Origin of the sequence: Variovorax paradoxus, from assembly GCF_009498455.1 — a bacterium.
GTDB classification, from domain to species: Bacteria; Pseudomonadota; Gammaproteobacteria; order Burkholderiales; family Burkholderiaceae_C; genus Variovorax; species Variovorax paradoxus_H.
This window is the reverse complement of record NZ_CP045644.1, coordinates 1,584,216-1,609,897: the sequence shown is the minus strand read 5'-3', so window position 1 is coordinate 1,609,897 and position 25,682 is coordinate 1,584,216. Positions and strand designations below refer to the sequence as shown.

The 25,682-nt window shown below is 66.5% G+C and carries 25 protein-coding genes, 1 pseudogene and 1 riboswitch; of the genes and pseudogenes, 7 read left to right on the top strand and 19 right to left on the bottom strand.

Features of this window, described 5'->3' with window-relative positions; all coding sequences use genetic code 11:
* Window positions 1-22: 22 nt before the first annotated feature.
* Entirely contained in the window at window positions 23-877 is an 855-nt protein-coding gene (locus tag GFK26_RS07255; RefSeq protein WP_228121938.1) for a DUF72 domain-containing protein, read from the top strand.
* 33 nt (window positions 878-910) lie between these two features.
* Here GFK26_RS07255 and GFK26_RS07250 read toward each other — a convergent pair whose 3' ends face one another.
* The gene (locus GFK26_RS07250) at window positions 911-1,423 is read right to left on the bottom strand and encodes a bactofilin family protein (RefSeq protein ID WP_153281404.1); all 513 of its coding nucleotides are present in this window, start codon (window positions 1,421-1,423) and stop codon (window positions 911-913) included.
* Window positions 1,424-1,534: 111 nt separating this feature from the next.
* On the opposite strand from GFK26_RS07250, the gene GFK26_RS07245 reads away from it, so the two are divergent.
* Entirely contained in the window at window positions 1,535-2,467 is a 933-nt protein-coding gene (locus tag GFK26_RS07245) for an ion transporter (protein ID WP_153281403.1), read from the top strand.
* Here GFK26_RS07245 and GFK26_RS07240 read toward each other — a convergent pair.
* The 4 genes from GFK26_RS07240 to GFK26_RS07225 all read right to left on the bottom strand — a co-directional run bounded on the left by GFK26_RS07240 (window position 2,412) and on the right by GFK26_RS07225 (window position 5,569).
* Window positions 2,412-2,999 (bottom strand): IMPACT family protein, encoded by a 588-nt coding sequence (locus GFK26_RS07240; RefSeq protein WP_153281402.1) that lies wholly within the window; start codon window positions 2,997-2,999, stop codon window positions 2,412-2,414. The two genes, GFK26_RS07245 and GFK26_RS07240, sit on opposite strands and share 56 nt — an antisense overlap.
* A gap of 37 nt (window positions 3,000-3,036) precedes the next feature.
* On the bottom strand, window positions 3,037-3,624 hold the full coding sequence (gene metW / locus GFK26_RS07235) for a methionine biosynthesis protein MetW (RefSeq protein ID WP_153281401.1): 588 nt from the start codon (window positions 3,622-3,624) through the stop codon (window positions 3,037-3,039).
* Window positions 3,621-4,781 (bottom strand): homoserine O-succinyltransferase MetX, encoded by a 1,161-nt coding sequence (metX, locus tag GFK26_RS07230; RefSeq protein WP_153281400.1) that lies wholly within the window; start codon window positions 4,779-4,781, stop codon window positions 3,621-3,623. Before metX ends, metW begins: the two co-directional genes overlap by 4 nt.
* Window positions 4,782-5,005: 224 nt before the next feature.
* Window positions 5,006-5,569, bottom strand: coding sequence for a TMEM165/GDT1 family protein (locus tag GFK26_RS07225; RefSeq protein ID WP_101490712.1), 564 nt, complete (start codon window positions 5,567-5,569; stop codon window positions 5,006-5,008).
* A gap of 17 nt (window positions 5,570-5,586) precedes the next feature.
* Window positions 5,587-5,765, bottom strand: a riboswitch (yybP-ykoY riboswitch).
* A gap of 259 nt (window positions 5,766-6,024) precedes the next feature.
* Here GFK26_RS07225 and GFK26_RS34450 point away from each other — a divergent pair.
* A pseudogene (locus GFK26_RS34450) lies at window positions 6,025-6,574 on the top strand (RNA recognition motif domain-containing protein).
* Window positions 6,575-6,665: 91 nt separating this feature from the next.
* Here the strand turns inward: GFK26_RS34450 and GFK26_RS07215 are convergent.
* The 4 genes from GFK26_RS07215 to GFK26_RS07200 are packed head-to-tail and all read right to left on the bottom strand — an operon-like array spanning window position 6,666 to window position 9,664.
* Complete coding sequence (locus GFK26_RS07215; protein ID WP_153281399.1) at window positions 6,666-7,451, bottom strand: SDR family oxidoreductase; 786 nt, start codon at window positions 7,449-7,451, stop codon at window positions 6,666-6,668.
* A 43-nt stretch (window positions 7,452-7,494) separates the two neighbouring features.
* Window positions 7,495-8,145, bottom strand: a complete 651-nt coding sequence (lptC, locus tag GFK26_RS07210; RefSeq protein WP_194274045.1) for an LPS export ABC transporter periplasmic protein LptC — start codon at window positions 8,143-8,145, stop codon at window positions 7,495-7,497.
* Window positions 8,142-8,690: a KdsC family phosphatase gene (locus GFK26_RS07205; RefSeq protein ID WP_062473615.1), complete on the bottom strand. Its 549-nt coding sequence runs from the start codon at window positions 8,688-8,690 to the stop codon at window positions 8,142-8,144. The genes lptC and GFK26_RS07205 overlap by 4 nt, the downstream gene beginning before the upstream one ends.
* Complete coding sequence (locus tag GFK26_RS07200; protein WP_153281398.1) at window positions 8,690-9,664, bottom strand: KpsF/GutQ family sugar-phosphate isomerase; 975 nt, start codon at window positions 9,662-9,664, stop codon at window positions 8,690-8,692. Before GFK26_RS07200 ends, GFK26_RS07205 begins: the two co-directional genes overlap by 1 nt.
* A 110-nt stretch (window positions 9,665-9,774) precedes the next feature.
* On the opposite strand from GFK26_RS07200, the gene GFK26_RS07195 reads away from it, so the two are divergent.
* Entirely contained in the window at window positions 9,775-11,760 is a 1,986-nt protein-coding gene (locus tag GFK26_RS07195; RefSeq protein ID WP_153281397.1) for a monovalent cation:proton antiporter family protein, read from the top strand.
* A 114-nt stretch (window positions 11,761-11,874) separates the two neighbouring features.
* Here the strand turns inward: GFK26_RS07195 and GFK26_RS07190 are convergent, their stop codons facing one another.
* From GFK26_RS07190 to rpmH, 7 genes are all read right to left on the bottom strand, one after another.
* Window positions 11,875-12,720 (bottom strand): zinc ribbon domain-containing protein, encoded by an 846-nt coding sequence (locus tag GFK26_RS07190; protein ID WP_228121937.1) that lies wholly within the window; start codon window positions 12,718-12,720, stop codon window positions 11,875-11,877.
* Window positions 12,721-12,825: 105 nt separating this feature from the next.
* Complete coding sequence (locus GFK26_RS07185; protein WP_153281396.1) at window positions 12,826-13,287, bottom strand: Crp/Fnr family transcriptional regulator; 462 nt, start codon at window positions 13,285-13,287, stop codon at window positions 12,826-12,828.
* Window positions 13,288-13,388: 101 nt separating this feature from the next.
* The gene (gene mnmE, locus GFK26_RS07180) at window positions 13,389-14,801 is read right to left on the bottom strand and encodes a tRNA uridine-5-carboxymethylaminomethyl(34) synthesis GTPase MnmE (protein WP_153281395.1); all 1,413 of its coding nucleotides are present in this window, start codon (window positions 14,799-14,801) and stop codon (window positions 13,389-13,391) included.
* Window positions 14,802-14,873: 72 nt separating this feature from the next.
* Complete coding sequence (gene yidC, locus GFK26_RS07175) at window positions 14,874-16,559, bottom strand: membrane protein insertase YidC (RefSeq protein ID WP_153281394.1); 1,686 nt, start codon at window positions 16,557-16,559, stop codon at window positions 14,874-14,876.
* Window positions 16,556-16,843: a membrane protein insertion efficiency factor YidD gene (gene yidD, locus GFK26_RS07170; protein WP_153281393.1), complete on the bottom strand. Its 288-nt coding sequence runs from the start codon at window positions 16,841-16,843 to the stop codon at window positions 16,556-16,558. Before yidD ends, yidC begins: the two co-directional genes overlap by 4 nt.
* Complete coding sequence (locus GFK26_RS07165) at window positions 16,840-17,259, bottom strand: ribonuclease P protein component (RefSeq protein WP_153281392.1); 420 nt, start codon at window positions 17,257-17,259, stop codon at window positions 16,840-16,842. The genes yidD and GFK26_RS07165 overlap by 4 nt, the downstream gene beginning before the upstream one ends.
* Window positions 17,260-17,360: 101 nt before the next feature.
* Window positions 17,361-17,495 carry a 50S ribosomal protein L34 gene (rpmH, locus tag GFK26_RS07160; protein WP_007834827.1) on the bottom strand — a complete coding sequence of 45 codons (135 nt, stop codon included), beginning with the start codon at window positions 17,493-17,495 and terminating at the stop codon, window positions 17,361-17,363.
* 308 nt (window positions 17,496-17,803) lie between these two features.
* On the opposite strand from rpmH, the gene dnaA reads away from it, so the two are divergent.
* The 3 genes from dnaA (at window position 17,804) to gyrB (ending at window position 23,135) form a co-directional block, all read left to right on the top strand.
* A complete protein-coding gene (gene dnaA, locus GFK26_RS07155; RefSeq protein WP_153281391.1) occupies window positions 17,804-19,183 on the top strand; it encodes a chromosomal replication initiator protein DnaA in 1,380 nt (459 codons plus the stop codon).
* Between the two features lie 89 nt (window positions 19,184-19,272).
* The gene (gene dnaN, locus GFK26_RS07150) at window positions 19,273-20,379 is read left to right on the top strand and encodes a DNA polymerase III subunit beta (protein ID WP_099794246.1); all 1,107 of its coding nucleotides are present in this window, start codon (window positions 19,273-19,275) and stop codon (window positions 20,377-20,379) included.
* Between the two features lie 134 nt (window positions 20,380-20,513).
* Window positions 20,514-23,135, top strand: a complete 2,622-nt coding sequence (gene gyrB, locus GFK26_RS07145) for a DNA topoisomerase (ATP-hydrolyzing) subunit B (RefSeq protein ID WP_153281390.1) — start codon at window positions 20,514-20,516, stop codon at window positions 23,133-23,135.
* 74 nt (window positions 23,136-23,209) lie between these two features.
* Here gyrB and GFK26_RS07140 read toward each other — a convergent pair whose 3' ends face one another.
* From GFK26_RS07140 to GFK26_RS07130, 3 genes are all read right to left on the bottom strand, one after another.
* Window positions 23,210-23,800 carry a mobile mystery protein B gene (locus GFK26_RS07140; protein WP_153281389.1) on the bottom strand — a complete coding sequence of 197 codons (591 nt, stop codon included), beginning with the start codon at window positions 23,798-23,800 and terminating at the stop codon, window positions 23,210-23,212.
* On the bottom strand, window positions 23,791-24,252 hold the full coding sequence (locus GFK26_RS07135; RefSeq protein ID WP_153281388.1) for a mobile mystery protein A: 462 nt from the start codon (window positions 24,250-24,252) through the stop codon (window positions 23,791-23,793). The genes GFK26_RS07140 and GFK26_RS07135 overlap by 10 nt, the downstream gene beginning before the upstream one ends.
* A 179-nt stretch (window positions 24,253-24,431) precedes the next feature.
* Window positions 24,432-25,631: an ABC transporter substrate-binding protein gene (locus GFK26_RS07130; RefSeq protein ID WP_153281387.1), complete on the bottom strand. Its 1,200-nt coding sequence runs from the start codon at window positions 25,629-25,631 to the stop codon at window positions 24,432-24,434.
* Window positions 25,632-25,682: the final 51 nt, after the last annotated feature.

Sequence of the window (25,682 nt, the reverse complement as noted above, 5' to 3'; positions counted from 1 at the left end):
ATCTCAAAACCCGGAGCGCAATGTGAGCAAGGCACCATCGACGCGGATCAAGGTGGGGATAGGCGGCTGGACCTACGAGCCCTGGCGCGACAACTTCTATCCCAAGGGCCTCGCGCAAGCGAAGGAGTTGAACTACGCGAGCCGGCAGGTGAGCGCCATCGAGATCAACGGCACCTACTACAGCACCTTCAAGCCCGAGACCTTCCGCAAGTGGCACGACGACACGCCGGATGACTTCATGTTCTCGATGAAGGCCTCGCGCTTCACGACCAACCGCAAGGTGCTGGCGAGCGCGGGCGAGTCGGTCCGGCGCTTCATCGACAGCGGCGTGAGCGAGCTGGGCGACAAGCTCGGGCCGATCGTGTGGCAGTTCATGCCGACCAAGCAGTTCGATGCGGAAGACTTCGAGGCGTTTCTGGAACTGCTGCCGAAGAAGGAGGGCAGCCGCGTGCTGCGCCATGTGATGGACGTGCGCCACGAGAGCTTCATCACGCCCGCCTACAAGGCGATGGCGAAGAAGCACAAGGTGTCGACCGTGTTCACCGACGCCGACAAGTTTCCGTCGTTCGAGGAGCCCGAAGGCGACGTCGCCTATGCGCGGCTCATGATGGCCGACGCGTCGCTTGCAACCGGCTACGCGCCCAAGGCGCTCGACACCTGGGCCGGGCGCGCGCAAGGCTGGGCCGCGGCACCGAAGGCGCGCGACGTGTTCGTGTATTTCATCAACGGCGCCAAGGAAAGGGCACCGGCCGCGGCCGGTGCCTTGCTGGAGCGCCTGGGGTGGGCACCGCCGGCTGCAGACGCAGGAACGGCCGCCGCCGCGGACAAGCCGAAGCCGGCGGCCAGGAAGGCCCCACCGAAAAAGAAAGCGCCCTGATCGATCGTCAGAAGACCGGGCGCGTCAGGCCCATCAGGCCGCTGCGTGCAGCGACGGCTTGGCGCCGAAGCTGATTTCGCCCGACAGCTGGCCGCCTTCTTCGATCACGATCTTGCCGTAGCGGATCTTGCCGGTGACCTTGCCGGTCGAGTGGATGACGAGCTTCTCGCGCACGGTGAGGTTGCCGTCGAACACGCCGCGGATCTCGGCGATGTCGATCTCGGCCGAGCCCTTGAACTCGCCCTGTTCGGCGATCTGCATCAGGCGCGAATCCATCGTGGCCTCGACCAGGCCTTCGACCACGAGCGTGTCGCAATCGGTGATCTCGACGCCCTTGAGCTTGATGTTCGGGCCGACGGTGAGCTTGCTGCCGCCTTCCTTGGCGGGCGCAGCCGCCGGGGCCAGGCCGGCCTGCGCGGTCAACGAGGAGGGATTGACGGGAGTGCCCGAGAGATTGGTGCCCGAACCAACCAGCGGTGCGGGACGCGAAGTCAGCGAGTCGGTGTCACGATCGCGCTTGCCGAAAAAGGGGGACTGTGTGGCCAATGGGGAGCTCCTCAAGAAAGGAGCTATCGTAAGAACGCACCCGCGGCATGCGGCACTTCATTGCGCAATAAGCGTAACTGAATAAGTCGCCCGGCCCCTGACAATGCCCGCATGACTCGCCTGCCCCGCCCGAACATCGAAGCCCTGTCCACGCCCTCCGACACCGACTCGCGGTTCGACAAACCCGCGCGTGGCTGGCGGCGCAGGCTGTTCACCGTGATCTTCGAGGCCGACACGCCCGCCGGCCTGTGGTTCGACCTGGCGCTGATCGCGGTGATCGTGACCAGCGTGCTGGTCGTCATCCTGGACAGCGTGCAGTCGATCCGCGACCAGTGGCGGCCTCTGTTCAATGCCCTCGAATGGGTGTTCACGATTCTCTTCACGCTGGAGTACATCGCGCGGTTGTGCTGCGTGAACAAGCCGCTGCGCTACGCGCTGAGCTTCTACGGCGTGATCGACCTGCTGGCGCTGCTGCCGACCTTTCTCGTGGCCTTCGCGCCGGAGCTGGCCTACCTGATCGACGTGCGCATCCTGCGGCTGCTGCGTGTGTTCCGCATCTTCAAGCTCTCGCGCTATTCGGTGGAGTACCGCACGCTGGTGTCGGCGGTGGCCTCCAGCCGGCGCAAGATCACGGTGTTCGTGGGCTTCGTGATGCTCGTGGTGCTGGTGATGGGCACGCTGATGTACGTGGTCGAAGGCCCGACGCACGGGTTCACCAGCATCCCGGTGGCGATCTACTGGGCCATCTCCACCATGGCCACGGTCGGCTTCGGCGACCTCGTGCCCAAGACCGACCTGGGCCGCGCGATTGCTTCCGTGATGATGCTGGTGGGATGGGGCGTGCTGGCCGTGCCCACCGGCATCGTGACCGCCGAGATGACGCGGCGCGGTGTCGACGACGACCTGGCGCAGCCGATCGCCCTCGCATCGCGCGGCGTGCTCGCACTGTCGGCAGAACCGACGCCGGGCAAGGCGCCACCGAAGCGGGTCACGCCGTCGGCCAGACGACGCGCCCTTGCGCAGCATCGTCGAGGCGCGCGATGAAGGCGTCGGCCTCGGGTGCGGGCAGCGCGAAGGCAAAGCGCACGTCGTCGCCGTGCTGCACGTCTTCGAGCACCGCGCCGATGGCGGTCAGCTCGCGCCGCACCAGCCCCTCGAGCGCGTAGGGCACGGCGCACTGCAGGTGGTGCTGGCGCACGAGCGGCACCAGCGTGGCGCCGAGCAGGGCCTGCGCGACGGCATCGGTGTAGGCCCGCACGAGGCCGCCGGCACCGAGCTTCACGCCGCCGAAGTAGCGCACCACGGTGGCGAGCGCACCTTCCACCTGCTGGTGGCGCAGCACCTCCAACATCGGGCGTCCGGCCGTGCCGCCGGGTTCGCCATCGTCGTTCGCGGCCGACTGGCCGCCGGCCATCAGGGCCCAGCACACGTGCGCGGCAGCCGGATGTTCGGCGCGAAGCGAGGCGACCACGGCGAGCGCAGCTGCGCGGTCGGGCACCGACTGCACGCAGCCGATGAAGCGGCTTTTCTTGATGAGCAGTTCGCTGTGAACCGGCTGCGCGAGCGTGAAGCTCATTCCGACCCGATGTCCGTGCGGTGCAAGGGCGGCGTGCTCAGCCGCCCCGCTCGAACTTGAAGACCGCCGTGCTGGCGCGCGCATTGGGCAGCCAGCGCACGTCGCGGCCGTTCTGCAGGCCGAAGGCGTCGAGCACGCGCAGGTTGTTCTTGCCGGCCAGCACCTCGAAGTCCTTGTAGGTGCCGACGCGGATGTTGGGCGTGTCGTACCACTGGTAGGGCAGCCGACGCGTCACGGGCATGCGCCCGCGCGCCACGCTCAGGCGGTTGGGCCAGTGCGCGAAATTGGGAAAGGCGACGATGCCGAAGCGGCCCACGCGCGCGGTCTCGCGCAGCATGACCTCGGCATTGCGCAGGTGCTGCAGCGTGTCGATCTGCAGCACGACGTCGAAGGTGGCGTCGTCGAACATCGCCAGGCCTTCGTCGAGGTTCAGCTGGATCACGTCGACGCCGCGGCGAATGCACTGCAGGACGTTGCCGTCGGCGATCTCCACGCCGTAGCCGGTGCAACCGCGTTCACGCTGCAGCAGGTCGAGCAGGCTGCCGTCGCCGCAGCCCAGGTCGAGCACGCGCGAGCCCTTCGGCACGAGCTGTGCAATCAGTCGCTGATGTTCGATGTCGCTCATTGGAATTCCTTGGCGACGCGTTCGAAGTACGAGCGCACCACGCCCATGTAGCGCACGTCGTCGAGCAGGAAGGCGTCGTGGCCGTGCGGCGCGTCGATCTCGGCGTAGCTCACGTTGCGGCGGTTGTCGAGCAGCGCCTTCACGATCTCGCGGCTGCGCGCGGGCGAGAAGCGCCAGTCGGTCTTGAAGCTCACGAGCAGGAACTTGGCCGTGGCCTGCGCCAGCGCGGTGCTGAGCTGGCCGCCGTGGTGGCGCGCGGGGTCGAAATAGTCGAGCGCGCGGGTGATCAGCAAGTAGGTGTTGGCGTCGAAGTACTCGCTGAACTTGTCGCCTTGGTAGCGCAGGTAGCTTTCGATCTGGAACTCGATGTCCTGCGTGGAATAGCGGTAGTCGAGCCCCGCCACCTCGCCTTCGACGGCGCTGCGCAAGATGCGCCCGAACTTGGCGTTCATCACGTCGTCGCTCAGGTAGGTGATGTGGCCGATCATTCGCGCGATGCGCAGGCCGCGCTTGGGGACCACGCCGTATTCGTAGAAGTGGCCGCCGTGGAAGTCGGGGTCGGTCACGATGGCGCGGCGCGCCACCTCGTTGAAGGCGATGTTCTCGGCCGTGAGGTTGGGCGCGCTGGCCACCACCACGGCGTGCCGCACGCGGTCGGGGTACTGCAGCGTCCACGACAGCGCCTGCATGCCGCCGAGGCTGCCGCCCATCACGGCCGCGAGCGTCTGGATGCCGAGCGCGTCGAGCAGCACGGCCTGGGCATCGACCCAGTCTTCGACCGTGACCACCGGGAAGTCGGCGCCGTAGACGCGGCCGTTGGCGGGGTTCACGTGCATCGGGCCCGTCGAGCCGAAGCAGGAGCCGAGGTTGTTGACGCCGATCACGAAGAAGCGGTCGGTGTCCAGCGGCTTGCCCGGGCCCACCATGTTGTCCCACCAGCCCTCGGAGCGGGCCTGGCCCTCGTACACGCCCGCGACGTGGTGCGAGGCATTGAGCGCATGGCACACCAGCACCGCATTGCTGCGCTCGGCGTTGAGGGTGCCGTAGGTTTCGTAGGCGAGCGTGTAGCCGCTGATCGAAGCGCCGCTGCGCAAGGCCAGCGGGCCTGCGAACTGCATCGACTGCGGGGTGACGACCAAAGGTGATGGCGACGACATGAATGAAAAAACCCGGCCTCGCCAAAAACGAGCCGGGTTCGGCAGCCGTCTTTAGCAGAATTTATAAAGCGCCCGCAAGCTGAAGCAAATCGGCGCAGACCAAGTATATCCCCCAGGCTTCGCGCACTTCGTGTCGCTTCTCCAACCCCCTTTCCGGGGGCAACACCAGCGGCCCGGCGAAGCCGGTTCCGCGGTGTTTCTGGAAGGGATTCCTCCTTCTTTTCTTACCAGCCGACGATCATCACGACGCCCAGCACCAGGAAGATCGCCGCCGAGATGCCGTGCACGAGCTTGATCGGCACGCGCCGCACGATCTTGTCGCCCAGCCACACGACCGGCGCATTGGCCAGCATCATGCCCAGCGTGGTGCCGACGACGACCCAGGCGTAGTCCTGCGTGAAGCGGGCGGCCAGCATGACGGTGGCGATCTGGGTCTTGTCGCCCATCTCGGCCAGGAAGAAGGCGATCACGGTGGTGCCGAAGACGCCGAACTTCGAGACGCCGGGGGCGTCGTCTTCATCGAGCTTGTCGGGAATCAGCATCCAGACGGCCATCGCGATGAACGAGCCGCCCAGAATCCAGCGCAGCACCTCGGGGCCGAGCCAGCGCGTGATGTAGTTGCCGACCGCGCCGGCCAGCGCGTGGTTGACGACCGTGGCAACGAAGATGCCGAGCACGATCGGCCAGGGTTTCCTGAAACGCGCGGCCAGCAAAAGGGCCAGGAGTTGGGTCTTGTCGCCCATTTCGGCGAGCGCGACCACGCCCGTTGCAACGAGAAAAGCTTCCATGAGAGATGTGGGGTTCCTTGGGCCGAAGGACGCAATTGACCGCACAACACCTTCGGCCATATTCCCGAAGTTGTGCGGTCAAAGGTCTCGCCAGGTGTGTTCACTGCACGCGCCATGTCCTCGTGGGGCAAGGACAAGTCTGTTGACGCGGGCCCTTCTCGTAAGCGGAAGGCGGCTACTCCCCAATGACCCGCAAATTGTAGCCGCATCGTCAATTGGCCCGGCTCAAACAGGTAGGCGTGCGCTAACTTCCATTGGTTTCAAAAGTCGCTACCTCAAGACGCAAATTCATGCTTGCTTTTTTGATATTTCACCCATAATGCACGAGCCTCCCTCTTGATTTTGGGAGGAAGCAACTCGGTGATCGGTCAGTTTCGCGCGGCTCGGCGGCTCTCGTTTGAGTGATGCTTTCGGGACTCCATCGCTTTTCTTGATGTGTTTATAGGAGTCCCTTGATGGGCAACAAACTCTACGTCGGCAACCTGCCTTATTCGGTGCGCGACGGTGATCTCGAACAGGCCTTCGGCCAGTTCGGCGCAGTGACCAGCGCCAAGGTCATGATGGAGCGCGACACGGGCCGCTCGAAGGGCTTCGGCTTTGTCGAGATGGGCAGTGACGCGGAAGCACAGGCCGCCATCAACGGCATGAACGGCCAACCCCTGGGTGGCCGCAGCGTGGTCGTCAACGAGGCACGTCCCATGGAAGCACGTCCCCCCCGCAGTGGCGGCGGTGGCGGCTACGGCGGCGGTGGTGGTGGTTATGGCGGCGGTGGTGGCGGTGGCTACGGCGGCGGCGGTGGTGGCGGCTACGGTGGTGGCGGCGGTGGCCGTTCCGGCGGTGGCGGTGGCGGCGGCTACGGCGGCGGTGGTGGTCGTTCGGGTGGCGGCGGCGGTGGTGGCGATGGCGGTTTCCGCAGCCCCTACGGCGCAGGTCCCGTGGCGGCGGCGGCGGTGGTCGCAGCGGCGGTGGGGCGGCTACGGCGGCGGCGGCAACGGTGGGTACTGAACCCCGTTCAATCCTTCGCATGCCTCACGGCACACAAACAGAAAAGGCTCCTCGGGAGCCTTTTTCTTTGCCTGTGCGACGGCGATGAAGCTCAGGCTTCGCCGCTGCGCTTCTTGCGCGCCCGGCCCTGCACGGCGCGGTCGAGCACGGCATTGGGCAGCAGGCGCATGACCTTGGCGACCACGCCCATCTGCCACGGAATCACGCGGTAGCTGGTGCCGGCCTTGATGGCGCGCAGCGCCTGGGCCGCGAAGTCTTCGGGCTGCATGAGAAAGGGCATGCCGTAGCGATTGCCCTGGGTCAGCGGCGTGTCGATGTAGCCCGGGCACAGCGTGACAACCTTCACACCACTGGTGCGCAATTCCCCGCGCAGGCTCTCGCAGTACGCGACCACGCCGGCCTTGCTCGCGCAGTAGGCGCCGTGCCCCGGCAGCCCGCGGATGGCGGCCACGCTCCCGATGCCCACGAGCCGCCCGCTGCCGCGCTTCACCATGGCCTGCACGAACGGATGGAAGGTCGCGGCCAGCCCCACGTTGTTGACGGCGAAGGTGCGCGCCAGCACGTCGATGTCCGACCGATCGGCCGTGTCGATGCCGATGCTGATGCCGGCGTTGGCGATCACCACGTCGGGCACGCCCTGGCGCGCGATGCAGTCGGTGCCGGCAGCCACGATGCTGTCGGTGTCCGCCACGTCGGCACCGTAGACCTGGTAGCGGCCCGCGTCCAGCTGGCGACCTGTGGCCCAAGCGTCGATCTCCGCCGTGCGCCGCGCGACCAGCGCCAGCCGGTAGCCCGCGTCGTAGAAAGACGCGGCCAAAGCCTGGCCGATGCCACTGGAAGCGCCGGTGATGAAGACGAGCGGTGCGGCGGTGGTCATGTGTCGGTCGTCTCCCGGGAACTTGTTTTTGTAGTGCAGCCGCTCAGCGCGGCTTGCCCGCCGCGGCCGAGGGCACCAGCACGCCGCGCACGCGGCCTGTGAGGTTGGCCACGCCGCTCAGGTTGTCGTAGTCGAGCGAATCGCCCGTGAACTGGTCGCTGCCGCGGATGAGCGTGACCGGCTTGTTCGACTTCACCTTTTCGGTGTCGAGGAACGCGTGCAGGAACTCGCCCCGGAACTCCAGCCGCGGCGTGGCCTTGCCGCTCGCGCTGACCGCCGGTTCGCGGATCACGATCGCGTTGCCGAACAGCTGGATCTCGCTGCCGTCGGCATTCGACAGGCCCCGGTTGGCCGACGAGCGCGTGACCAGCCCTTCGGGCGACACCGAGCGCATGCGCACCTGGTCGACCTCGATGGTGTCGGTGTCCGGGTAGTGCCGCCCTTCGACGCCATGCAGCTCGCTGCGCAAGTCGCCGTTGGGCAGGAAGTTCTTGATGACGAAATCCCGCATGAAGTAGTCGGGCTCGTGCGTGGGCGCGGCCTTGACGGTGGGCTCCAGCAGCTTGGGCGCGTTGCGCACCAGCCAGTAGGTGCCCAGCGCCACGCCGAACATCAGGATGATCGGCAGGTAGATGGTGCTGCGGTCGAGCACATCACGCGTCAGGTTCCAGGCGCGTCGCAGCTGCGGGCTCATGGTCGGGGGCCCAGGGCAGCGTCGAGCAGCGGGCGGTACTGGCCGCAGGCCGTCAGCAGCAGGTCGCAGAATTCGCGCGCCGCGCCTTCGCCGCCGCGCGCGGTGGTCACGTAGCGCGCCACGGCGCGCACTTCGGCGTGCGCGTTGGCCGGCGCCGCCGCGAAGCCGACACGGGTCAGCACGGGCAGGTCGGGCCAGTCGTCGCCGATGGCGGCGGCCTGCGCCCAGGTGAAGCCGAGCTGCTTCAGCATGGCCTCAGCGGCGGGCAGCTTGTCTTCGGTACCGTAGCGCACGTGCTCGATGCCCAGCGCCTCGAGCCGCACGCGCAGCGGCTTGGAGTCGCGCCCGGTGATCACGGCCGGCGTGATGCCCGCCTTGCGCAGCAGCTTGAGGCCGTAGCCGTCGAGGATGCTGAAGCGCTTGAGCGTTTCGCCGTGCTCGGTGAAGTACACGCCGCCGTCGGTCAGCACGCCGTCGATGTCGAAGAAGACGATGCGCACATCTTGCGCGGCCAGCAGGGTCTCGGCCTGGAAATCAAGCGGCATCAGATGACCTTCGCGCGCATCAGGTCGTTGGTGTTCACCGCGCCGACGATCACCCCCGCGCTGTCGATCACGAACAGGCGGGTGATGCCGCATTGCTCCATGAGTTCGGCCGCTTCCACCGCCAGCGCGTCGACGCGGATGGTGCGCGGGTCGCGGTGCATGATGTCGGCCGCCTTGGGCGTGCGCAGGTCGGCGCCGGCTTCGATGAGGCGGCGCAGGTCGCCGTCGGTGAAGATGCCCAGCGCCCGGCCGTCGGGCTCGACCACCGCAGCGGCGCCAAAGCCCTTGATGCTCATCGCGCGCATCAGCTCACTGACGGTGGCCGTCGGCGGCACGCACGGCACCTCGTCGCCCGAGCGCATGACGTCGCTCAGGTGCGTGAGCAGCTTGCGGCCCAGCGCGCCGCCGGGGTGCGAGCGCGCGAAGTCTTCGGAGCCGAAACCGCGCGCGTCGAGCAGAGCCACGGCCAGCGCGTCGCCCATGGCGATCTGGGCGGTGGTGCTCGCGGTCGGCGCGAGGTTCAGCGGACAGGCTTCCTTGGCGACGCCGGCATCGATCACGATGTCGGCGTGGCGCGCCAGCGTGGAATCGGCACGGCCGGTGATGGCGATCAGGGGCACGCCCTGGCGCTTGACCACCGGCAGCAGCACGGTGAGTTCGTCGACCTCGCCGCTGTTGGAAATGGCGAGCACGAGGTCGACCGACTTGATCATGCCGAGGTCGCCGTGGCTGGCCTCGGCCGGGTGCACGAACATCGCGGGCGTGCCGGTGGAGGCGAGGGTGGCGGCGATCTTGCGGCCGACGTGGCCGCTCTTGCCCATGCCCATCACGACCACGCGGCCGCGCACTTCGAGAATCTTGCGCACGGCCTCGACAAAACTCGGACCGACGCGGGCCTTCAGGCCGAGGACGGCTTCGGCTTCGATGTCGAATGTGACGCGTGCCCGGGCCAGGATGGCTTCGGGGTCGACCATGGGGTCGGGGCGGGGCGGAGCTCATCGGCGGATTTTACGAGGCGGGCGCGGCCGGCGATCACATGGCCCGGGAAGCCCGGGGCACGGACATTGCTCTAGCATCGGCGCCTATGTCTTCGTTCGATCTCACGCTGTTGTATCTGTTGGCCGCGGTGATCGGCGTGGTGGCCTGCCGGTCGCTCAAGCTGCCGCCGATGCTCGGCTACCTGACGGCCGGTGTGCTCATCGGCCCGCATGCGCTGGCGCTGGCGCAGAACTCCGAAGGCATCCGCCACCTGGGCGAATTCGGCGTGGTGTTCCTGATGTTCGTGATCGGGCTCGAGTTCAGCCTGCCCAAGCTGCGCGCCATGCGCAAGCACGTGTTCGGGCTGGGTCTGCTGCAGGTGCTGCTGACCATGGCGCTGGCCACCGTCGGCGCACTGCTCATCGCCACGCAGCTGCCGCCGGCCTGGCAGCTCGGGTGGCAGACCACGCTGGCGCTGTCGAGCGCGCTCACCATGAGCAGCACGGCCATCGTGGTCAAGCTGATGGCCGAGCGGCTCGAGCTGGAGAGCGAGCACGGCAAGCGCGTGATGGGCGTGCTGCTGTTTCAAGATTTGGCCGTGGTGCCACTGCTGGTGCTGATTCCCGCCCTGGGCGCGCCGCCCGAGGCGCTGGCCAAGGCACTGGGTTTTGCGCTGGTGAAGGCGACCTTCCTCATCGGCGTGCTGCTCTACGGCGGGCCGCGCATCATGCGCTGGTGGCTCACGCTGGTGGCGCGGCGGCGCAGCGAAGAGCTGTTCATCCTGAACGTGCTGCTGATCACGTTGGGCCTGGCCTGGCTCACCGAACTGGCCGGGCTGAGCCTGGCGCTGGGCGCCTTCATCGCCGGCATGCTGGTGTCGGAGACCGAATACAAGCACCAGGTCGAGACCGACATCCGCCCCTTCCACGACGTGCTGCTGGGGCTGTTCTTCATCACCGTCGGCATGTCGCTCGACTGGCACATCGTGGTCGAGCGCTGGCTGCTGGTGGCCGTGCTGCTGCTGGTGCCGCTGCTGTTCAAACTGGGGCTGGTGACGGTGCTGGCAAAGGTGCTGGGCGCGACCTCGGGCGTGTCGCTGCGCACCGGCCTGTACCTGGCGCAGGCCGGCGAGTTCGGCTTCGTGCTGCTCACGCTCGCGCAAGACCGCAACCTGCTGCCGCCGTGGCTGGCCAACCCGGTGCTGGCGTCGATGGTGCTCTCGATGCTGGCCACGCCGTTCATCGTGATGTACACCAACACCATCGTGCGCAAGCTGGTGGCCAGCGACTGGCTGCAGCAGTCGCTGCAGATGACGAGCATCGCGCGCAAGACCATCAACACCGCGCAGCACGTGATCATCTGCGGCTACGGGCGCTGCGGCCAGAACCTGGCGCGGATCCTGGAGCGCGAAGGCATTCCCTACATGGCGCTCGACCTCGACCCCGACCGCGTGCGCCAGGCCGCCGCGGCCGGCGATTCGGTGGTGTTCGGCGACGCGGCGCGGCTGCAGGCGCTGATGGCGGCAGGCCTGGCGCGCGCCAGCGCGGTGGTCGTCACCTACCTCGACGTGGGGGGCGCGATGAAAGTGCTGGCCAACACCCGCGCCCACGCGGCGCACGTGCCGGTGATCGTGCGCACCCAGGACGACCACGACCTCGAGAAACTGCAGGCCGCCGGTGCGACCGAGGTGGTGCCCGAGGCCATCGAGGGTTCGCTGATGCTCGCCAGCCATGCGCTGGCGCTGGTCGGCGTGCCGATGCGGCGCGTGATCCGCGTGGTGCAGGACCAGCGCGACGCGCGCTACAACCTGCTGCGCGGCTACTTCCACGGCGCCGATGACGACAACGCCGACGAGATCGATCACGAGCGCCTGAACAGCTTCACGCTCACGCCGGGCGCCCGCGCGATCGGCCAGACGCTGGGACGGATGGCGCTGCCGACGCTGGGCGTGCGCGTGGCCAACCTGCGCCGCCAGGACGGTCAGGCGCGCGTGCCGGACGACGACACGCTGCTGTCGGACGGCGACACGCTGGTGCTGTCCGGCAAGCCCGCCGCGCTGGCGATTGCCATCGAGCGGCTGCAAAAAGGCTGAGGCCGCCGGGGCCGGCGCGCGCTCAGTTCAAGAGCGACGGATTGCGCTTTTCTTCGTCGATGCGCTGCTGACGGCGCACCGCTTCGCACTGCGCGTGCAACTTGTACTCGGGCTTCACGCACTGGGCCGCCATGCATTGCGCCTTGGCGATGAAGTTGCGGTCGCCGCATTGGGCCTGCGGGTCGGCCGGCGGGGCTGGCGGTGCGGGCGCGGGGACGGCACGGCGGCCAGAGGCGCTGCGGGCGGGGCGGCCTGGGGCGCCGGCGTGGGAGGTGTCGCCGGTTTGCGCGGCTTCGCGGCAGGCGTCGGCTTGGGTGCGGATTCCGCGGACTCGGCGACCACTTCGGCGGGTGGCGGTTCGGCCACGGGCGGGGCGGGCTCGGCAGCGACGGGCGCGGGCTCGACCGCTGGCGGTGCCACGACGGGAGCGGGTGCGATCGCCGGCGTCGGCACCACGCCCGGCTCGGGCGCCTTGTCGCCAGTCCCGTAACCCAGCCAGCCCGCGACAACGAGCAACAGCGCGACGATGAGCAGCCCCAGCCACAGCCCGATGCCGCGCGGGCGCAGCACCGGCTCGGGCGGCTTGATGCGCTTGACCTTGATCCGCGTCTTCGGCCGATCGACCCGCGCGGACGGAGGCAAGGACGATGCGGCGCCGCCACGCCCCGGCGCCACGATCACGGTTCGCTCATCCGCCGGCGGCGGCGGTGGCGGCGGCTCGGGCATCCGGCCGGTGGAGGCGGGCGACGATGCCCGCTTCGACTCGGCGGGATCGAACAACGGCGCCGGAATGGTCGGCGCGCGCAGCTGGGCCGGTGCGGTGGTGGCCCATTCGCGATCGGCAGGACGGGGCGCCGGGGGCGGCACGCGGTCGGCGGCCGACAGCCGGCCGCCGCAGCTTCTGCAGAAGTTGGCACCGTCGCGGTTGTCCGCGTCACAGACCGGGCAGATCAAGGCCATGGCTCACCAGCAATTCTCAGGATCGGAAACGAAGACTTGTTCTTGTTGTTGTGCGGCGGCTGGCAGCGCGCGGCGAGCCGGAAGGCTCAGCTCAGCTCAGCTCGCTCAGGTGACTGCCACCCGCTTGGAGCGATGCGCCATGCGCTTGGCGATCACGCCGCCGAGCGCCATCGCGATGTCCAGCGCCATGTTGGGCTGGCGGTTCGACATCTCTGAGAACCGCACGGCCGTGAGGCGCCACACGCGCCCCGCGCCCGTGACCACCACGTTGGCCGCATGCGGCTCGCGTGAGAAGAACGAGCCTTCGCCCACCACCGAGCCGGGCGACAGCACGGCCAGGCGCATCTGCTCCTTGCTGCTGACGCGGTGCACGCTGATGGCGCCGCTTTCGACGAAGAACACCGAGCGGTCGTGCGTGCCCTGCGAGATCAGCACGTCGCCGATGGCTGTTTCGATGGGCTGCAAGTAGCCCGCGAGCGTGTCCCATTGCGCGACGCTCAAGGTCAGCGCGAACGCGTCGGCGCTCGGGTTCTCCGCAATGGAGCGGCTCAGGTTCTGGATGGACATGTTTTTCTCGACCCCCGCAAGTGATCCGAAGTATCCGCGAAGGCCCCGAGGTTCGGCTACAACTGTTTACGCTTTCCCCGGCGAAGCGCACGCATGTGTCGCTATTTGCCGATACAGAAGCGCGAAAAGATGACACCCAGCAGGTCGTCCGCGCCGAACTCGCCGGTGATCTCGTTGAGCGCGTTCTGCGCCAGCCGCAGCTCTTCGGCCAGCAGATCGAGCAGTTGCGCCTGCGCCGCCAGGTGGGCGGCCGCCAGCGTGAGGTGCGTCTCGACGCGGGCCAGCGCCTGCACATGGCGCGCGCGTGCGAGGTAGACGCCTTCGGGAACGGCCTGCCAGCCGGCCATCGCCAGCAACTGGTCGCGCAGCGCCTCGATGCCCGCGCCGGTCTTGGCCGACAGCGCAATGCCTTCGGCCGGCGGCGTGGCCGACGATGCGGCGTCTTGCTTGTTCCACACATCGAGCACCGGCACGCTCGCCGGCAGCTTGCGCCGCAGGCCGGCCAGGATCTCGGCGTCGGCGGCGGCGTAATCGGGCTGGCCGGCGCGCGTGAGGTCGTGCAGGAACAGCACGGCATCGGCGCTTTCGATCTGGCCCCAGGCGCGCGCCACGCCGATCTGCTCGACCTCGTCGGTGCTGTCGCGCAGGCCGGCGGTGTCGGCCACATGCAGCGGCACGCCGTGGATCTGGATGGTCTGCGAGACCACGTCGCGCGTGGTGCCCGCGATGGCGCTCACGATGGCCAGCTCGGCGCCGGCCAGTGCGTTGAGCAGCGAACTCTTGCCCGCGTTGGGCTGGCCCGCGATCACCACCTTGATGCCTTCGCGCAGCAACGCCCCTTGTTTGGCACGCAACTGCACGGCAGCCAGCTGTGCCTGCAGCCGTTGCAGCTGGCCCGTGGCGTCGGCTTTCTGCAGGAAGTCGACCTCTTCCTCGGGAAAGTCGAGCGTGGCTTCGACCAGCATGCGCAGGTGGATCAGCGCGTCGCGCAGTGTGTGGATCTCGCGCGAGAACGCACCCGACAGCGAACGCCCGGCGCTGCGCGCAGCGGCTTCGGTGCTCGCGTCGATCAGGTCGGCGATGGCCTCGGCCTGCGCCAGGTCGATCTTGCCGTTGAGAAAGGCACGCTGGCTGAACTCGCCCGGCTCGGCCACGCGCAGGCCGGGCAGGCGCGGGCGGTTGGTAGCCGGATCGACTTCAGCCGCGGCTTCGAGGCAGCGCGACAGCAAGAGCTGCAGCACGACCGGGCCACCGTGCGCCTGCAGCTCGAGCACGTCTTCGCCGGTGTAGGAATGCGGCGTCGGAAAGTGAATCGCCAGGCCGTGGTCGACCGGCTCGCCCTGCGCATCGCGAAAGGGCAGGTACGTGGCTTCGCGCGGCTTGAGCGCGCGGGCGCACAGCGCCTCGACCAGCGGCGCCAGCCGGGCGCCCGACACGCGAACGATGCCGACCGCTCCGCGCCCCGGGGCGGTGGCGATGGCGACGATGGGATCGGAGGTGCGGGCGAGGGTCATGACAGCGCGATTCTTTCAGCAAAAAGCAAAGGGCCGCGAATGCGGCCCTTTGCGTAACGATGGTCGTGCGGCTTATTTGCCCAGCACGCCCAGCCGCTTGTTGATGAACCACTGCTGCGCGATCGACAGCACGTTGTTCGTGATCCAGTACAGCACCAGGCCGGCCGGGAAGAAGATGAACATCACGCTGAACGCGAGCGGCATGATCCACATCAGCTTGGCCTGCATCGGATCGGGCGGCGTGGGGTTGAGCCAGGTCTGGAACAGCGAGGTGAGCGTCATCACGATCGGCAGGATGTACCAGGGATCGGGTGCCGACAGGTCGGTGATCCAGCCGATCCACGGGGCGTGGCGCATTTCAACCGACGACAGCAACACCCAGTACAGGGCGATGAACACCGGGATCTGGATCACGATGGGGAAGCAGCCGCCCATCGGATTGACCTTTTCGGTCTTGTAGATCCGCATCATCTCCTGCTGCATTTCTTGCGGCTTGTCCTTCAGCCGCTCGCGCATTTCCATGATCTTCGGGTTGATGGCCTTCATCTTGGCCATGCTGGCGTACGCCTTGGCGTTGAGCCAGTAGAAGGCCGCCTTCAGCAGCACCACGAGCGCGACGATTGCCCAGCCCCAGTTGCCCAGGATGCCGTGCAGCTGCGTGAGCAGCCAGTACAGCGGCTTGGAGATGATCGCGAAGATGCCGTAGTCCTTCACCAGGTCCAGGCCCGGGGCGATGGCTTCGAGCTTCTTTTCTTCTTCGGGACCGGCGAACAGCGCGCTGTTCACGACCTGCGTGGCGCCGGGGGCGATCTTCGGCAGCGTGGCCACCATGGCCACGGTGAAGAGGTTGTCGCCCAGGTCCTTCACGCGGAATTCGCGGCGCAGCTGTTCGCTGGCCGGGTCGCCCTTGAGCAGCCAGGCCGACGCGAAGTAATGCTGCACCATCGCGATCCAGCCGTCGTTGGCCGGCGGCGGCGGCTCGATCTTGCCCTTGGCGATGTCCTTGAAGTCGAGCTTGTGGAACTTCTTCTCGTTGGTGTACGCGGCCGGGCCCGTGAAGGTGTTGGTGCCGAACATCGTGCCGGCGGCCACGGTGCCGTGACGCAGCAGCTGCATGTACAGCTGCGCGTCGCGCGGCTGGTCGCTCACGTTGACCACTTCGTGGCGCACGCCGATGACGTAGTCGTCACGCTTGAACACGTAGGTCTTGATGTACTTCAGGCCGCCGACGGGGGCGCTTTCGAAGCTCACTTCGAGCGTGTTCTGGCCATCGGCCATCGCGCGCGGACCGGCCTTCGGCGTCATGGCCGTCAGGTGGTTGGGGAAGGCTTCGCCAGCGACGGGGTTCAGCAGGCCGGTCTGGGCGACGTAGCGCGTGGCGGGCGAACCATTCTCGAACAGCACGACGCGCTTCGTACGGTCGGCTTCGTCGAACTTGAGCAGTTCGAGGTGGTTGACCGTGGCGCCTTCGCTGTCGATCGTCGCCTTGAACAGGTCGGTGGTCACCACGACCTGCTCGCGCGGCGCGGCCGGGGCCGCCTGCGTGGGCACGGCACCTGCGGTGCCACCGGCCGCGGCAGCCGCGGTCGGCACGCCGTTGTTGGTGGCGGGTGTACCGGCGGCCGGTGCCGTGGCGGCGGGCTTGGTCGACGGCAGGAAGGTCGGCTTGTTGCCGTTGAAGACCTGCCATTGGTCCCACAGCAGCACGAGCGAGAAACCAAAAATCACCCACAGGATCGTGCGGCGGATATCGTTCATGACGAAGACTTCTTGTCGGAGGAGAGAAGAGACGAAAACAGCGAGCCTGACGTGTCAGTGCGACGCTGTGATTTCGGTGAAACCGGATCGTGGCCGCCCTGGCACCAGGGCTGGCAACGCGCGATGCGGTGCAGAGTCAGGTAGCTGCCCTTGAGCGCGCCGTGCACTTCCAGCGCCTCGATCGAATACACGGAGCAGGTCGGTGTGAAACGGCACGACTGCCCGAGCCAGGGGCTCAGCAGCAGGCGGTAGCCCTTCACGAGGCCGATCAGCAGGCGTTTCATGCGGAGGCGGGTGCGCGGGAGGCGGCCGGTGCCGGCGGACGCGCGGCGCGCGCCAGCAGCTGCTGGAGCTCGGCGCGCACGGCGGCCTTGAGCTTGTCCGAAGAGGCGCTCACGAACACCTTGCGATCGAAACCGGCGCGCAGACGCACCACGTGCGCGGCACGCGGCAACACAACACCGGGCGCGGCGCTCACGGTGTAGATCTGGCGCTTGATGGCGTTGCGCGTCACCGCGCGGCGTGCCCAGCGCTTGGGCACCATGGCACCCAGCCAGACCTCATCGGACGGAAACAGCGAAGCGGCGCCCGATGCGGAAACATCGAGCGCACAGCGGTGCAATGCGAAATGGGCAGTGCGCGCCACGGTGGCACCTGCGAGGACGGCCTGGAATTGCGCGCGGGTCTTGAGCCGCTGCAAGGAAGCCGGGCCGCGGACGTCACTGCTGGCGGGGCCAGGCGCAGAGGCTGCAGGAGCCTGCGCGGACGTGTCGGCGGCTGACAACGGCAGGTGGGGTGCCGTCAGACGGCCAGGCGCTTGCGGCCCTTGGCGCGGCGTGCGTTGATGACGGCACGGCCGCCGCGGGTCTTCATGCGGACCAGAAAGCCGTGGGTACGGGCGCGGCGGACTTTGGATGCTTGGTAAGTGCGTTTCATGATGGTTTCCTGATTCCCTGTTTGCGCCGGTTTCCGCATGAAGGCATGCACAAACCTGGCGAGCGCTGGGGGAGCGAGTTTCGGATGGCCCCCGAAAGACGCTGTGAAGGCTTTTCAGGGAAACCCGCAATTATCGCAAACATTGGCCGCCGGAACAATCTTCGACTGGATTTGCGGGCCTTTCCGTGTGCAGCGCAGCATGTGGATAAGGTTTTGACAAGTTAGAATGCCCGGCGCCTTCCAGCAGAGAATATCCACAATACCTATACAAGAAATGCCCGAGGGTTCCATCACTTTTTCAAGCGCCCATGTCGACTGACGGCATCGGCGAAAGCCTGTGGCAGGCCTGCGTCGACCAGCTCGCGCAGGAGCTGTCCGAGCAGCAGTTCAACACCTGGATCAAGCCCCTCACCGCGCAGGTCGCCGACGACCTTTCGCGCATGACGGTGTTCGTCGCCAACCGCTTCAAGCTCGACTGGATCCGTGCCCAGTACGCCGGCAAGATCGCGGCCATGGCCGAGAAGATGTACGGCCAGCCGGTCGCCATCGAGTTAGCGCTCGCTCCGCGGGAAACCCCCGTCCGCATGGCCCCCGTGACCCTCATGGCCGAAACGGACGTGCCACGCGACGTGGCTGGTCCGGGCGAGGAACCGGCCGCCGCCGGCTTCAAGAACCGCCTCAATTCGGGGCTCACTTTCGACACCCTGGTCGAGGGCACGGCCAACCGCATGGCGCGCGCCGCGGCCATGCACGTGGCCGGCATGCCGGGCCACCTGTACAACCCGCTTTTCATCTACGGCGGCGTCGGCCTGGGCAAGACCCACCTGATGCACGCGGTGGGCAACCGGCTGCTGGCCGACCGGCCCGATTCGAAAGTTCTCTACATCCACGCCGAGCAATTCGTGTCGGATGTGGTCAAGGCCTATCAGCGCAAGACTTTCGATGAGTTCAAAGAGCGTTACCACTCGCTCGATCTGCTGCTGATCGACGACGTGCAGTTCTTCGCCAACAAGGACCGCACGCAGGAAGAGTTCTTCAACGCGTTCGAGGCCCTGCTCGCCAAGAAGTCGCACATCGTGATGACCAGCGACACCTATCCCAAGGGTCTGGCCGACATCCACGAGCGGCTGGTGTCGCGCTTCGATTCGGGTCTCACGGTGGCGATCGAGCCGCCCGAGCTCGAGATGCGCGTGGCCATTCTGATCAACAAGGCCCGCGTCGAGGGCGCCGAAATGCCTGAAGAAGTCGCCTTCTTCGTGGCCAAGAACGTGCGCTCCAACGTGCGCGAGCTCGAAGGCGCCCTGCGCAAGATCCTGGCGTACTCGCGCTTCAACCAGAAGGAGATCTCGATCGCCCTGGCGCGCGAGGCGCTGCGCGACCTGCTGTCGATCCAGAATCGGCAGATCTCGGTTGAAAATATCCAGAAGACGGTGGCCGACTACTACAAGATCAAGGTCGCCGACATGTACAGCAAGAAACGCCCGGCCAGCATTGCGCGGCCGCGGCAGATCGCGATGTACCTGGCCAAGGAGCTCACGCAGAAGAGCCTGCCGGAAATCGGCGAACTGTTCGGCGGTCGCGACCACACGACGGTGCTCCACGCGGTGCGCAAGATTTCGGGCGAGCGCCAGCAGCTCACCGAACTCAACCAGCAGCTCCACGTCCTCGAACAGACCCTCAAAGGCTGAAGCCGAATGTCATCAAGAACGCCCCTCGCGACAGCGGAGAATGGCGTCCTGAAAGCTGATTCAAAGAGATAAGAGAAGAGGAAGAAGACATGATCGTTTTGAAGGCAACCCAAGACAAAGTTCTTGCCGCCCTGCAGTCGGTGGCTGGCATCGTGGAACGGCGTCATACCCTGCCGATCCTGGCCAATGTGCTGATCCGCAAGACCGGCGGCCAGCTGCAGCTGACCACCAGCGACCTCGAGATCCAGATCCGCACCACCGCCGAGCTCGGTGGCGACGAGGGCAACTTCACGACCACCATCGGCGCGCGCAAGCTGATCGACATCCTGCGCACCATGCCGGCCGACCAGACCGTGAGCCTCGAATCGAGCGCCAGCAAGCTCGTGCTCAAGGGTGGCAAGAGCCGCTTCACGCTGCAATCGCTGCCCGCCGAAGACTTCCCGCTGGTGCAGGAAGCCGCCAATTTCGGCCCCGTGTTCAGCGTGCCGCAAAAGACGCTCAAAGACCTGCTCTCGCAGGTCTCGTTCGCGATGGCCGTGCACGACATCCGCTACTACCTCAACGGCATCCTGTTCGTGGCCGAAGGCAAGCAGCTGAGCCTGGTCGCCACCGACGGCCACCGCCTGGCGTTCTCGTCGGCGCTGCTCGACGTCGAGGTGCCCCGGCAAGAAGTGATCCTGCCGCGCAAGACCGTGCTCGAAATGCAGCGCCTGCTGTCCGACGCCGAAGGCGCCATCGAGATGCAGTTCGCGAACAACCAGGCCAAGTTCAGCTTCGGCGGCATGGAGTTCGTCACCAAGCTGGTCGAGGGCAAGTTCCCCGACTACAACCGCGTGATTCCCAAGAACCACAAGAACACCGTCACGCTCGGCCGCGCGCCGCTCCTGGCCAGCCTGCAGCGCACCGCCATCCTGACCAGCGAGAAGTTCAAGGGCGTGCGCCTGAACATCGAGCCGGGCACGCTGCGCATTGCGTCGAACAACGCCGAGCAGGAAGAAGCCCAGGACGAGCTCGACATCGACTACGGCGGCGACAGCATCGAAATCGGCTTCAACGTGACCTACCTGATCGACGCGCTGTCGAACATGGACCAGGACATGGTCAAGCTGGACCTGGCCGACTCCAACAGCTCGGCCTTGTTAACCATCCCCGAGAACGCATCTTTCAAGTACGTCGTGATGCCGATGCGCATCTAGACCCCCCAAGACACAGCGCCTTGCGCACACGACCCGCGGCCCTCCGCGGGTTTGCGCTTTCAAGAGGCGGCGAATTGAGCTTTTGAGAGCCCGACAAATCACGTGAATGCCGTGAGAGACAGAGGAATATCCGAATGAGTGCTGAAGAAAACAAGCCCGACGTGCCGCACACCGAGCCGGTCTACACCCCCGAAATCCAGATCGTGGCGCCCGAAGGCGTTGTCGCCGACTCCAGCTACGGCGAAGGCGCGATCACGATCCTCGAAGGCCTCGAAGCCGTGCGCAAGCGTCCGGGCATGTACATCGGCGACACCTCCGACGGCACGGGCCTTCACCATTTGGTGTTCGAAGTGGTCGACAACTCCATCGACGAAGCGCTCGCAGGCCATTGCGACGACATCGTCGTGACCATCCACTCCGACAACTCGATCTCCGTCACCGACAACGGCCGCGGCATCCCGACCGGCGTGAAGATGGACGACAAGCACGAGCCCAAGCGCTCGGCCGCTGAAATTGCGCTCACCGAACTGCACGCCGGCGGCAAGTTCAACCAGAACAGCTACAAGGTCTCGGGCGGCCTGCACGGCGTGGGCGTCTCGTGCGTGAACGCGCTGAGCGTGAAGCTGCGCCTCATCGTGCGCCGCGAAGGCAAGATCCACGAGCTCGAATTCAGCCGCGGCTTCGTGCAGAACCGCCTGCTCGACACCGTGAACGGCTTCGAGGTCTCGCCCATGAAGGTCATCGGCGACACCGACAAGCGCGGCACCGAAGTGCACTTTCTGCCCGACACGGAGATCTTCAAGGAAAACAACGATTTCCACTACGAGATCCTGAGCAAGCGCCTGCGCGAGCTGAGCTTCCTGAACAACGGCGTGCGCATCCGCCTGCTCGACGAGCGCACCGGCAAGGAAGACGACTTCTCCGGCGCCGGCGGGGTGCGCGGCTTCGTGGAGTTCATCAACAAGGGCAAGACCGTCCTGCACCCGAACTCGTTCTACGCAGCGGGCGAGAAGCCGGCCGACACCTACGGCGGCATCCCCGGCACGCACATCGGCGTCGAAGTGGCGATGCAGTGGAACAGCGGCTACAACGAGCAGGTGCTGTGTTTCACCAACAACATCCCGCAGCGTGACGGCGGCACCCACCTCACGGGCCTGCGCGCCGCGATGACCCGCGTCATCAACAAGTACATCGAAGAGAACGAGTTCGCCAAGAAGGCGAAGGTCGAGGTCACCGGCGACGACATGCGCGAAGGCCTGTGCTGCGTGCTGAGCGTGAAGGTGCCCGAGCCCAAGTTCTCCAGCCAGACCAAGGACAAGCTGGTGTCCAGCGAAGTGCGCGCGCCGGTGGAAGACATCGTCGGCCGCCTGCTCACCGACTACCTGCAGGAGCGTCCGAACGACGCCAAGATCATCTGCGGCAAGATCGTCGAGGCCGCCCGCGCCCGCGAAGCGGCCCGCAAGGCCCGCGAAATGACGCGCCGCAAGGGCGTGCTCGACGGCATGGGCCTGCCCGGCAAGCTGGCCGACTGCCAGGAAAAGGACCCCGCCCTGTGCGAGGTCTACCTGGTGGAGGGTGACTCCGCCGGCGGCTCCGCCAAGCAGGGCCGCGACCGGAAGTTCCAGGCCATCCTGCCGCTGCGCGGCAAGATCCTGAACGTCGAAAAAGCGCGCTACGAGAAGCTGCTCACCAGCAACGAAATTCTCACGATGATCACCGCGCTCGGCACCGGCATCGGCCGCGCCGGCGCAACCACGGCGGGCGGCGGCGCGGACGACTTCAACGTCGCCAAGCTGCGCTACCACCGCATCATCATCATGACCGACGCCGACGTGGACGGCGCGCACATCCGCACGCTGCTGCTCACGTTCTTCTACCGGCAGATGCCTGAGCTGGTCGAGCGCGGCCACATCTACATCGCGCAGCCGCCGCTGTACAAGGTCAAGGTCGGCAAGGAAGAGCAGTACCTGAAGGACGGCCCCGCGCTCGACGCCTTCCTGCTCAAGGTGGCGCTGAAAGACGCGAGCATCGAGACCGGCGGCGCCGCCTCGACCACGCTGTCGGGCGACACGCTGGCCGAGCTGGCGCGCAAGCACCAGGTGGCCGAGGCCGTGATTGCGCGCCTGCGCAACTTCATGGACGCCGAAGCGCTGCGCGCCATCGCCGACGGCGTGGCGCTCGACCTCGACACGCCGCCCGCCGCCGAGGCCTCGGCCGTGGCACTGCAAGCCAAGCTGCGCGAGCTCAACACGACCGGTGTGCCGGCCGAGGTAAGCAGCGAGTTCGACGCCCGCACCGACAAGCCGCTGCTGCGCATCAGCCGCCGCCACCACGGCAACATCAAGTCCAGCGTGATCACGCAGGACTTCGTGCACGGCGCCGACTACGCGGCACTGGCCGAAGCCGCCAACACCTTCCGCGGCCTGTTGAGCACCGAAGGCGCGCTGGTCAAGCGCGGCGAAGGCGAGCGTGGCAAGGAAGAAAAGGTCGACGACTTCCGCCAGGCCATGAAGTGGCTGATCGGCGAAGCCGAACGCGCCACCTCGCGCCAGCGCTACAAGGGTCTGGGCGAGATGAACCCCGAGCAGCTGTGGGAAACCACCATGGACCCGACCGTGCGCCGCCTGCTGCGCGTGCAGATCGACGACGCGATCGAAGCCGACCGCGTGTTCACGATGCTGATGGGCGACGAGGTGGAACCGCGCCGCGAGTTCATCGAGCAGAACGCGCTGCGCGCGTCGAACATCGACGTCTGACCGGGGAGGTCTTCCTCCCCGAGCCACAGCAGGGCGCTGGCGTTGCCGGCCCCTTCGTTCGTTTTCGGGTGAGCTCAGGTGCGAGCAAACGCGAGCAGCAGCTGGTAGTCGCCTTGGTCCGCGGCACGCAGGGCGGCCAGGTACCGCACCCGCGCGTCGTCGGCGGCGACCAGATTGCCGCCGTTTCCCCAGGAGAACGCAGGCTGGCCAAGGCTGCGTAGAAGCGCGTCGGCCATCATGCGAGAGTGCCGCCCGTTGCCGTTGGGGAACGGGTGAATCCAGACCAGGTCGCGGTGAAAGCGCGCTGCGATTTCGTCGGGGGGAAATGTGGCGTTGTCGACCCACCAGCGCGTGTTTCCGAACAGCTGCGCAAGCTTGACGCCCACCTGTGTCCAGTCGCAGCCGATGTTCTTGTCCGACTTGCGAAACGTGCCCGCCCACGCCCAGGTTTTGCCGAACATCTGTTCATGCAACGCCCGGCAGAACTCCTCGCTGAGGACGTCTGGTGACCGCAAGCGCTTCAGCCAACGCACGGCGCGCAGGATGTTCTCCTGCTCCCAGTCGTTCAGGTCGCTCTGGGTGGCCAGGTGTTCCGGAAGAAGTCCGGCCTTCTCGTCAGGGTCCAGGGGTGTCTGGCCATCCTGCGCTTCAAGGTCTATCGCCATAGCTCTGACCATCGGCCGCGCATCAGTTCCTCGGTCCTGCGTTCCACCTGCTTGCGAAGTCGCTCCGAGGCTGGCCGTTGGTCTTCGAGGCTCATCGTGTGGGCCACCCCGCCGACCTCTTCGATGGCGATGGCTCGGGCGCGTTCCTTGATCATTTCCGTGAGGGGGCGGCGCGGCACCAGGGCGTAGACGAGCTCACAGTCAAGTCCGTCGGCGAGCTTGCGCAACTGGCCAAGCGTGATTCGGTCGTCCGCTTCCGACCGCTCGGATTTGTGCAATGTCGGCCCTGAAATGCCCAAGCGCTGGGCTTGCTGGCGCTCCGTGCGCCCCAGCGTTTCTCGAATCAGCTTCAGCCATCCGCGCGACGGCCGGGGCCGTTTCACCATCTCGGCATAGGCGGACACGGTGGCTTGCAGTTGCTCAAGTCGAAGCTGGTTCAGTTCAGAGGACATTTTGCTAGCTCATAGGCTTACATCTAGTGGTTGGATGATAGCCTTTGACGCAGCAAAATCAAAACACTTGCTTCCCTATAGGGAAGCACATGAAGAATACTTGCTGCGCTTTGAGGCAGCACTCCAACGTAACCCGCGCCCACATCTGCTCAGCCGAGGGCGTCCTGCCAACGCCCCATTCACTGCTTGCGCTGCACGAACAGGTTGCGCTTCGCGTCCTCCGGGTACGCGAAGGTGATCTGCCCGTTGCGCACCACGCCCATCACCAGCATGTTGGGCGAAATCGCGTCCTTGTCGTTCTCCGAGAACGACTTGTCGTAGGTCGTGACCACGCCGTAGTACGGCCGCTTGGACTGCTCCAGCGAAGCCTTGATGAACGGGCCTTCGAGTTTGCCATTCGGCACATTGAACATCGCGTGGGCCAGCAGGTACGTGGCGTCGTACGCCTGCGCGGCGGCCATCGGGACCGGGATGCGCTTGGTGTTGAACTTCTGCACGTAGTGGAAAAGAAACGACGAGCGGCGCTCGTTGCTGGGCTCGGCGATGAAGCTCTGCGCCATCAACGCGCCTTCGGCGGCATCGCGGGCGCCGTCGATGAACGAAGGGAAGGACAGCGGCCAGGCACCGACCTGGGGCACCTTCCAGTTCAAGGCCTGCCGGCCGCGCGCAATGACGGCGTTTTCCGGGCCCACGGTGTAGCTGAAGATGACGTCCGCACCGGCCGCCTTGGCCTCCGACAGCTCCTTCGTCAGGTCTTTCACGCCGAGCGGAAAACGGCCCACGTACACGGGCTTGAGGTTCTTGGCCGCCAGCGCTTTTTCGACGTCCTTCACGCCCGCCTCGCCGTACCCGGTGGTGTCGTGCAGCACGGCGACCCGTTTCCAGCCCCGCGCGATCAGGTCGTCGACCACGAAAGGCGCCTGGATGCTGTCCTTGGGCGAGGTGCGAAAGATATAGCTCGTGGCCGGCGGATAGGTCGAGGTCAGCGCCGAGCCGGTGGCGCAGGGCACGATCAGTGGCAATTTCGCGTCATTGAAAACGGCCAATGATTTCATCGCCACGCCGGTATTGCAGAAACCGATGGTGGCGACCACTTTTTCGCTGACGAGGGCCTGGGATTGCGGATGGCCGATGTCCGGATTGGCCTGATCGTCCTTGATCACCAATTCGAGCGAGCGCCCGAGATAACCGCCCACGGCATTGATTTCGTCGACGGCCATCTTCACGCCGTTGAGCATGGGCAGGCCGAAATCGGCCGAGGGCCCCGTGAAAGGGCCGATGACGCCGATGCGGATCGGCGCGGGTTGCTGTGCGCTTGCCTGGGCGGCCAGCGCCAGACCCATCAGCAAAAAAATGAACCGGTGATTTGAATGAGGCATTTGGCTTTAGCGCTTTGGAAGAAGAGGTCGAGCCTAATTTCTTTGCGCGCT

Bases quoted from the DNA above. Each gene is read 5' to 3' on its own strand.
- GFK26_RS07245 (WP_153281403.1), top strand. From the start codon at position 1,535: ATGACTCGCCTGCCCCGCCCGAACATCGAAGCCCTGTCCACGCCCTCC.
- GFK26_RS07240 (WP_153281402.1), bottom strand. From the start codon at position 2,999: ATGAGCTTCACGCTCGCGCAGCCGGTTCACAGCGAACTGCTCATCAAG.
- metW (WP_153281401.1), bottom strand. From the start codon at position 3,624: ATGAGCGACATCGAACATCAGCGACTGATTGCACAGCTCGTGCCGAAG.
- metX (WP_153281400.1), bottom strand. From the start codon at position 4,781: ATGTCGTCGCCATCACCTTTGGTCGTCACCCCGCAGTCGATGCAGTTC.
- GFK26_RS07225 (WP_101490712.1), bottom strand. From the start codon at position 5,569: ATGGAAGCTTTTCTCGTTGCAACGGGCGTGGTCGCGCTCGCCGAAATG.
- GFK26_RS07215 (WP_153281399.1), bottom strand. From the start codon at position 7,451: ATGACCACCGCCGCACCGCTCGTCTTCATCACCGGCGCTTCCAGTGGC.
- lptC (WP_194274045.1), bottom strand. From the start codon at position 8,145: ATGAGCCCGCAGCTGCGACGCGCCTGGAACCTGACGCGTGATGTGCTC.
- GFK26_RS07205 (WP_062473615.1), bottom strand. From the start codon at position 8,690: ATGCCGCTTGATTTCCAGGCCGAGACCCTGCTGGCCGCGCAAGATGTG.
- GFK26_RS07200 (WP_153281398.1), bottom strand. From the start codon at position 9,664: ATGGTCGACCCCGAAGCCATCCTGGCCCGGGCACGCGTCACATTCGAC.
- GFK26_RS07195 (WP_153281397.1), top strand. From the start codon at position 9,775: ATGTCTTCGTTCGATCTCACGCTGTTGTATCTGTTGGCCGCGGTGATC.
- GFK26_RS07190 (WP_228121937.1), bottom strand. From the start codon at position 12,720: ATGGCCTTGATCTGCCCGGTCTGTGACGCGGACAACCGCGACGGTGCC.
- GFK26_RS07185 (WP_153281396.1), bottom strand. From the start codon at position 13,287: ATGTCCATCCAGAACCTGAGCCGCTCCATTGCGGAGAACCCGAGCGCC.
- mnmE (WP_153281395.1), bottom strand. From the start codon at position 14,801: ATGACCCTCGCCCGCACCTCCGATCCCATCGTCGCCATCGCCACCGCC.
- yidC (WP_153281394.1), bottom strand. From the start codon at position 16,559: ATGAACGATATCCGCCGCACGATCCTGTGGGTGATTTTTGGTTTCTCG.
- yidD (WP_153281393.1), bottom strand. From the start codon at position 16,843: ATGAAACGCCTGCTGATCGGCCTCGTGAAGGGCTACCGCCTGCTGCTG.
- rpmH (WP_007834827.1), bottom strand. From the start codon at position 17,495: ATGAAACGCACTTACCAAGCATCCAAAGTCCGCCGCGCCCGTACCCAC.
- dnaA (WP_153281391.1), top strand. From the start codon at position 17,804: ATGTCGACTGACGGCATCGGCGAAAGCCTGTGGCAGGCCTGCGTCGAC.
- dnaN (WP_099794246.1), top strand. From the start codon at position 19,273: ATGATCGTTTTGAAGGCAACCCAAGACAAAGTTCTTGCCGCCCTGCAG.
- gyrB (WP_153281390.1), top strand. From the start codon at position 20,514: ATGAGTGCTGAAGAAAACAAGCCCGACGTGCCGCACACCGAGCCGGTC.
- GFK26_RS07140 (WP_153281389.1), bottom strand. From the start codon at position 23,800: ATGGCGATAGACCTTGAAGCGCAGGATGGCCAGACACCCCTGGACCCT.
- GFK26_RS07135 (WP_153281388.1), bottom strand. From the start codon at position 24,252: ATGTCCTCTGAACTGAACCAGCTTCGACTTGAGCAACTGCAAGCCACC.
- GFK26_RS07130 (WP_153281387.1), bottom strand. From the start codon at position 25,631: ATGCCTCATTCAAATCACCGGTTCATTTTTTTGCTGATGGGTCTGGCG.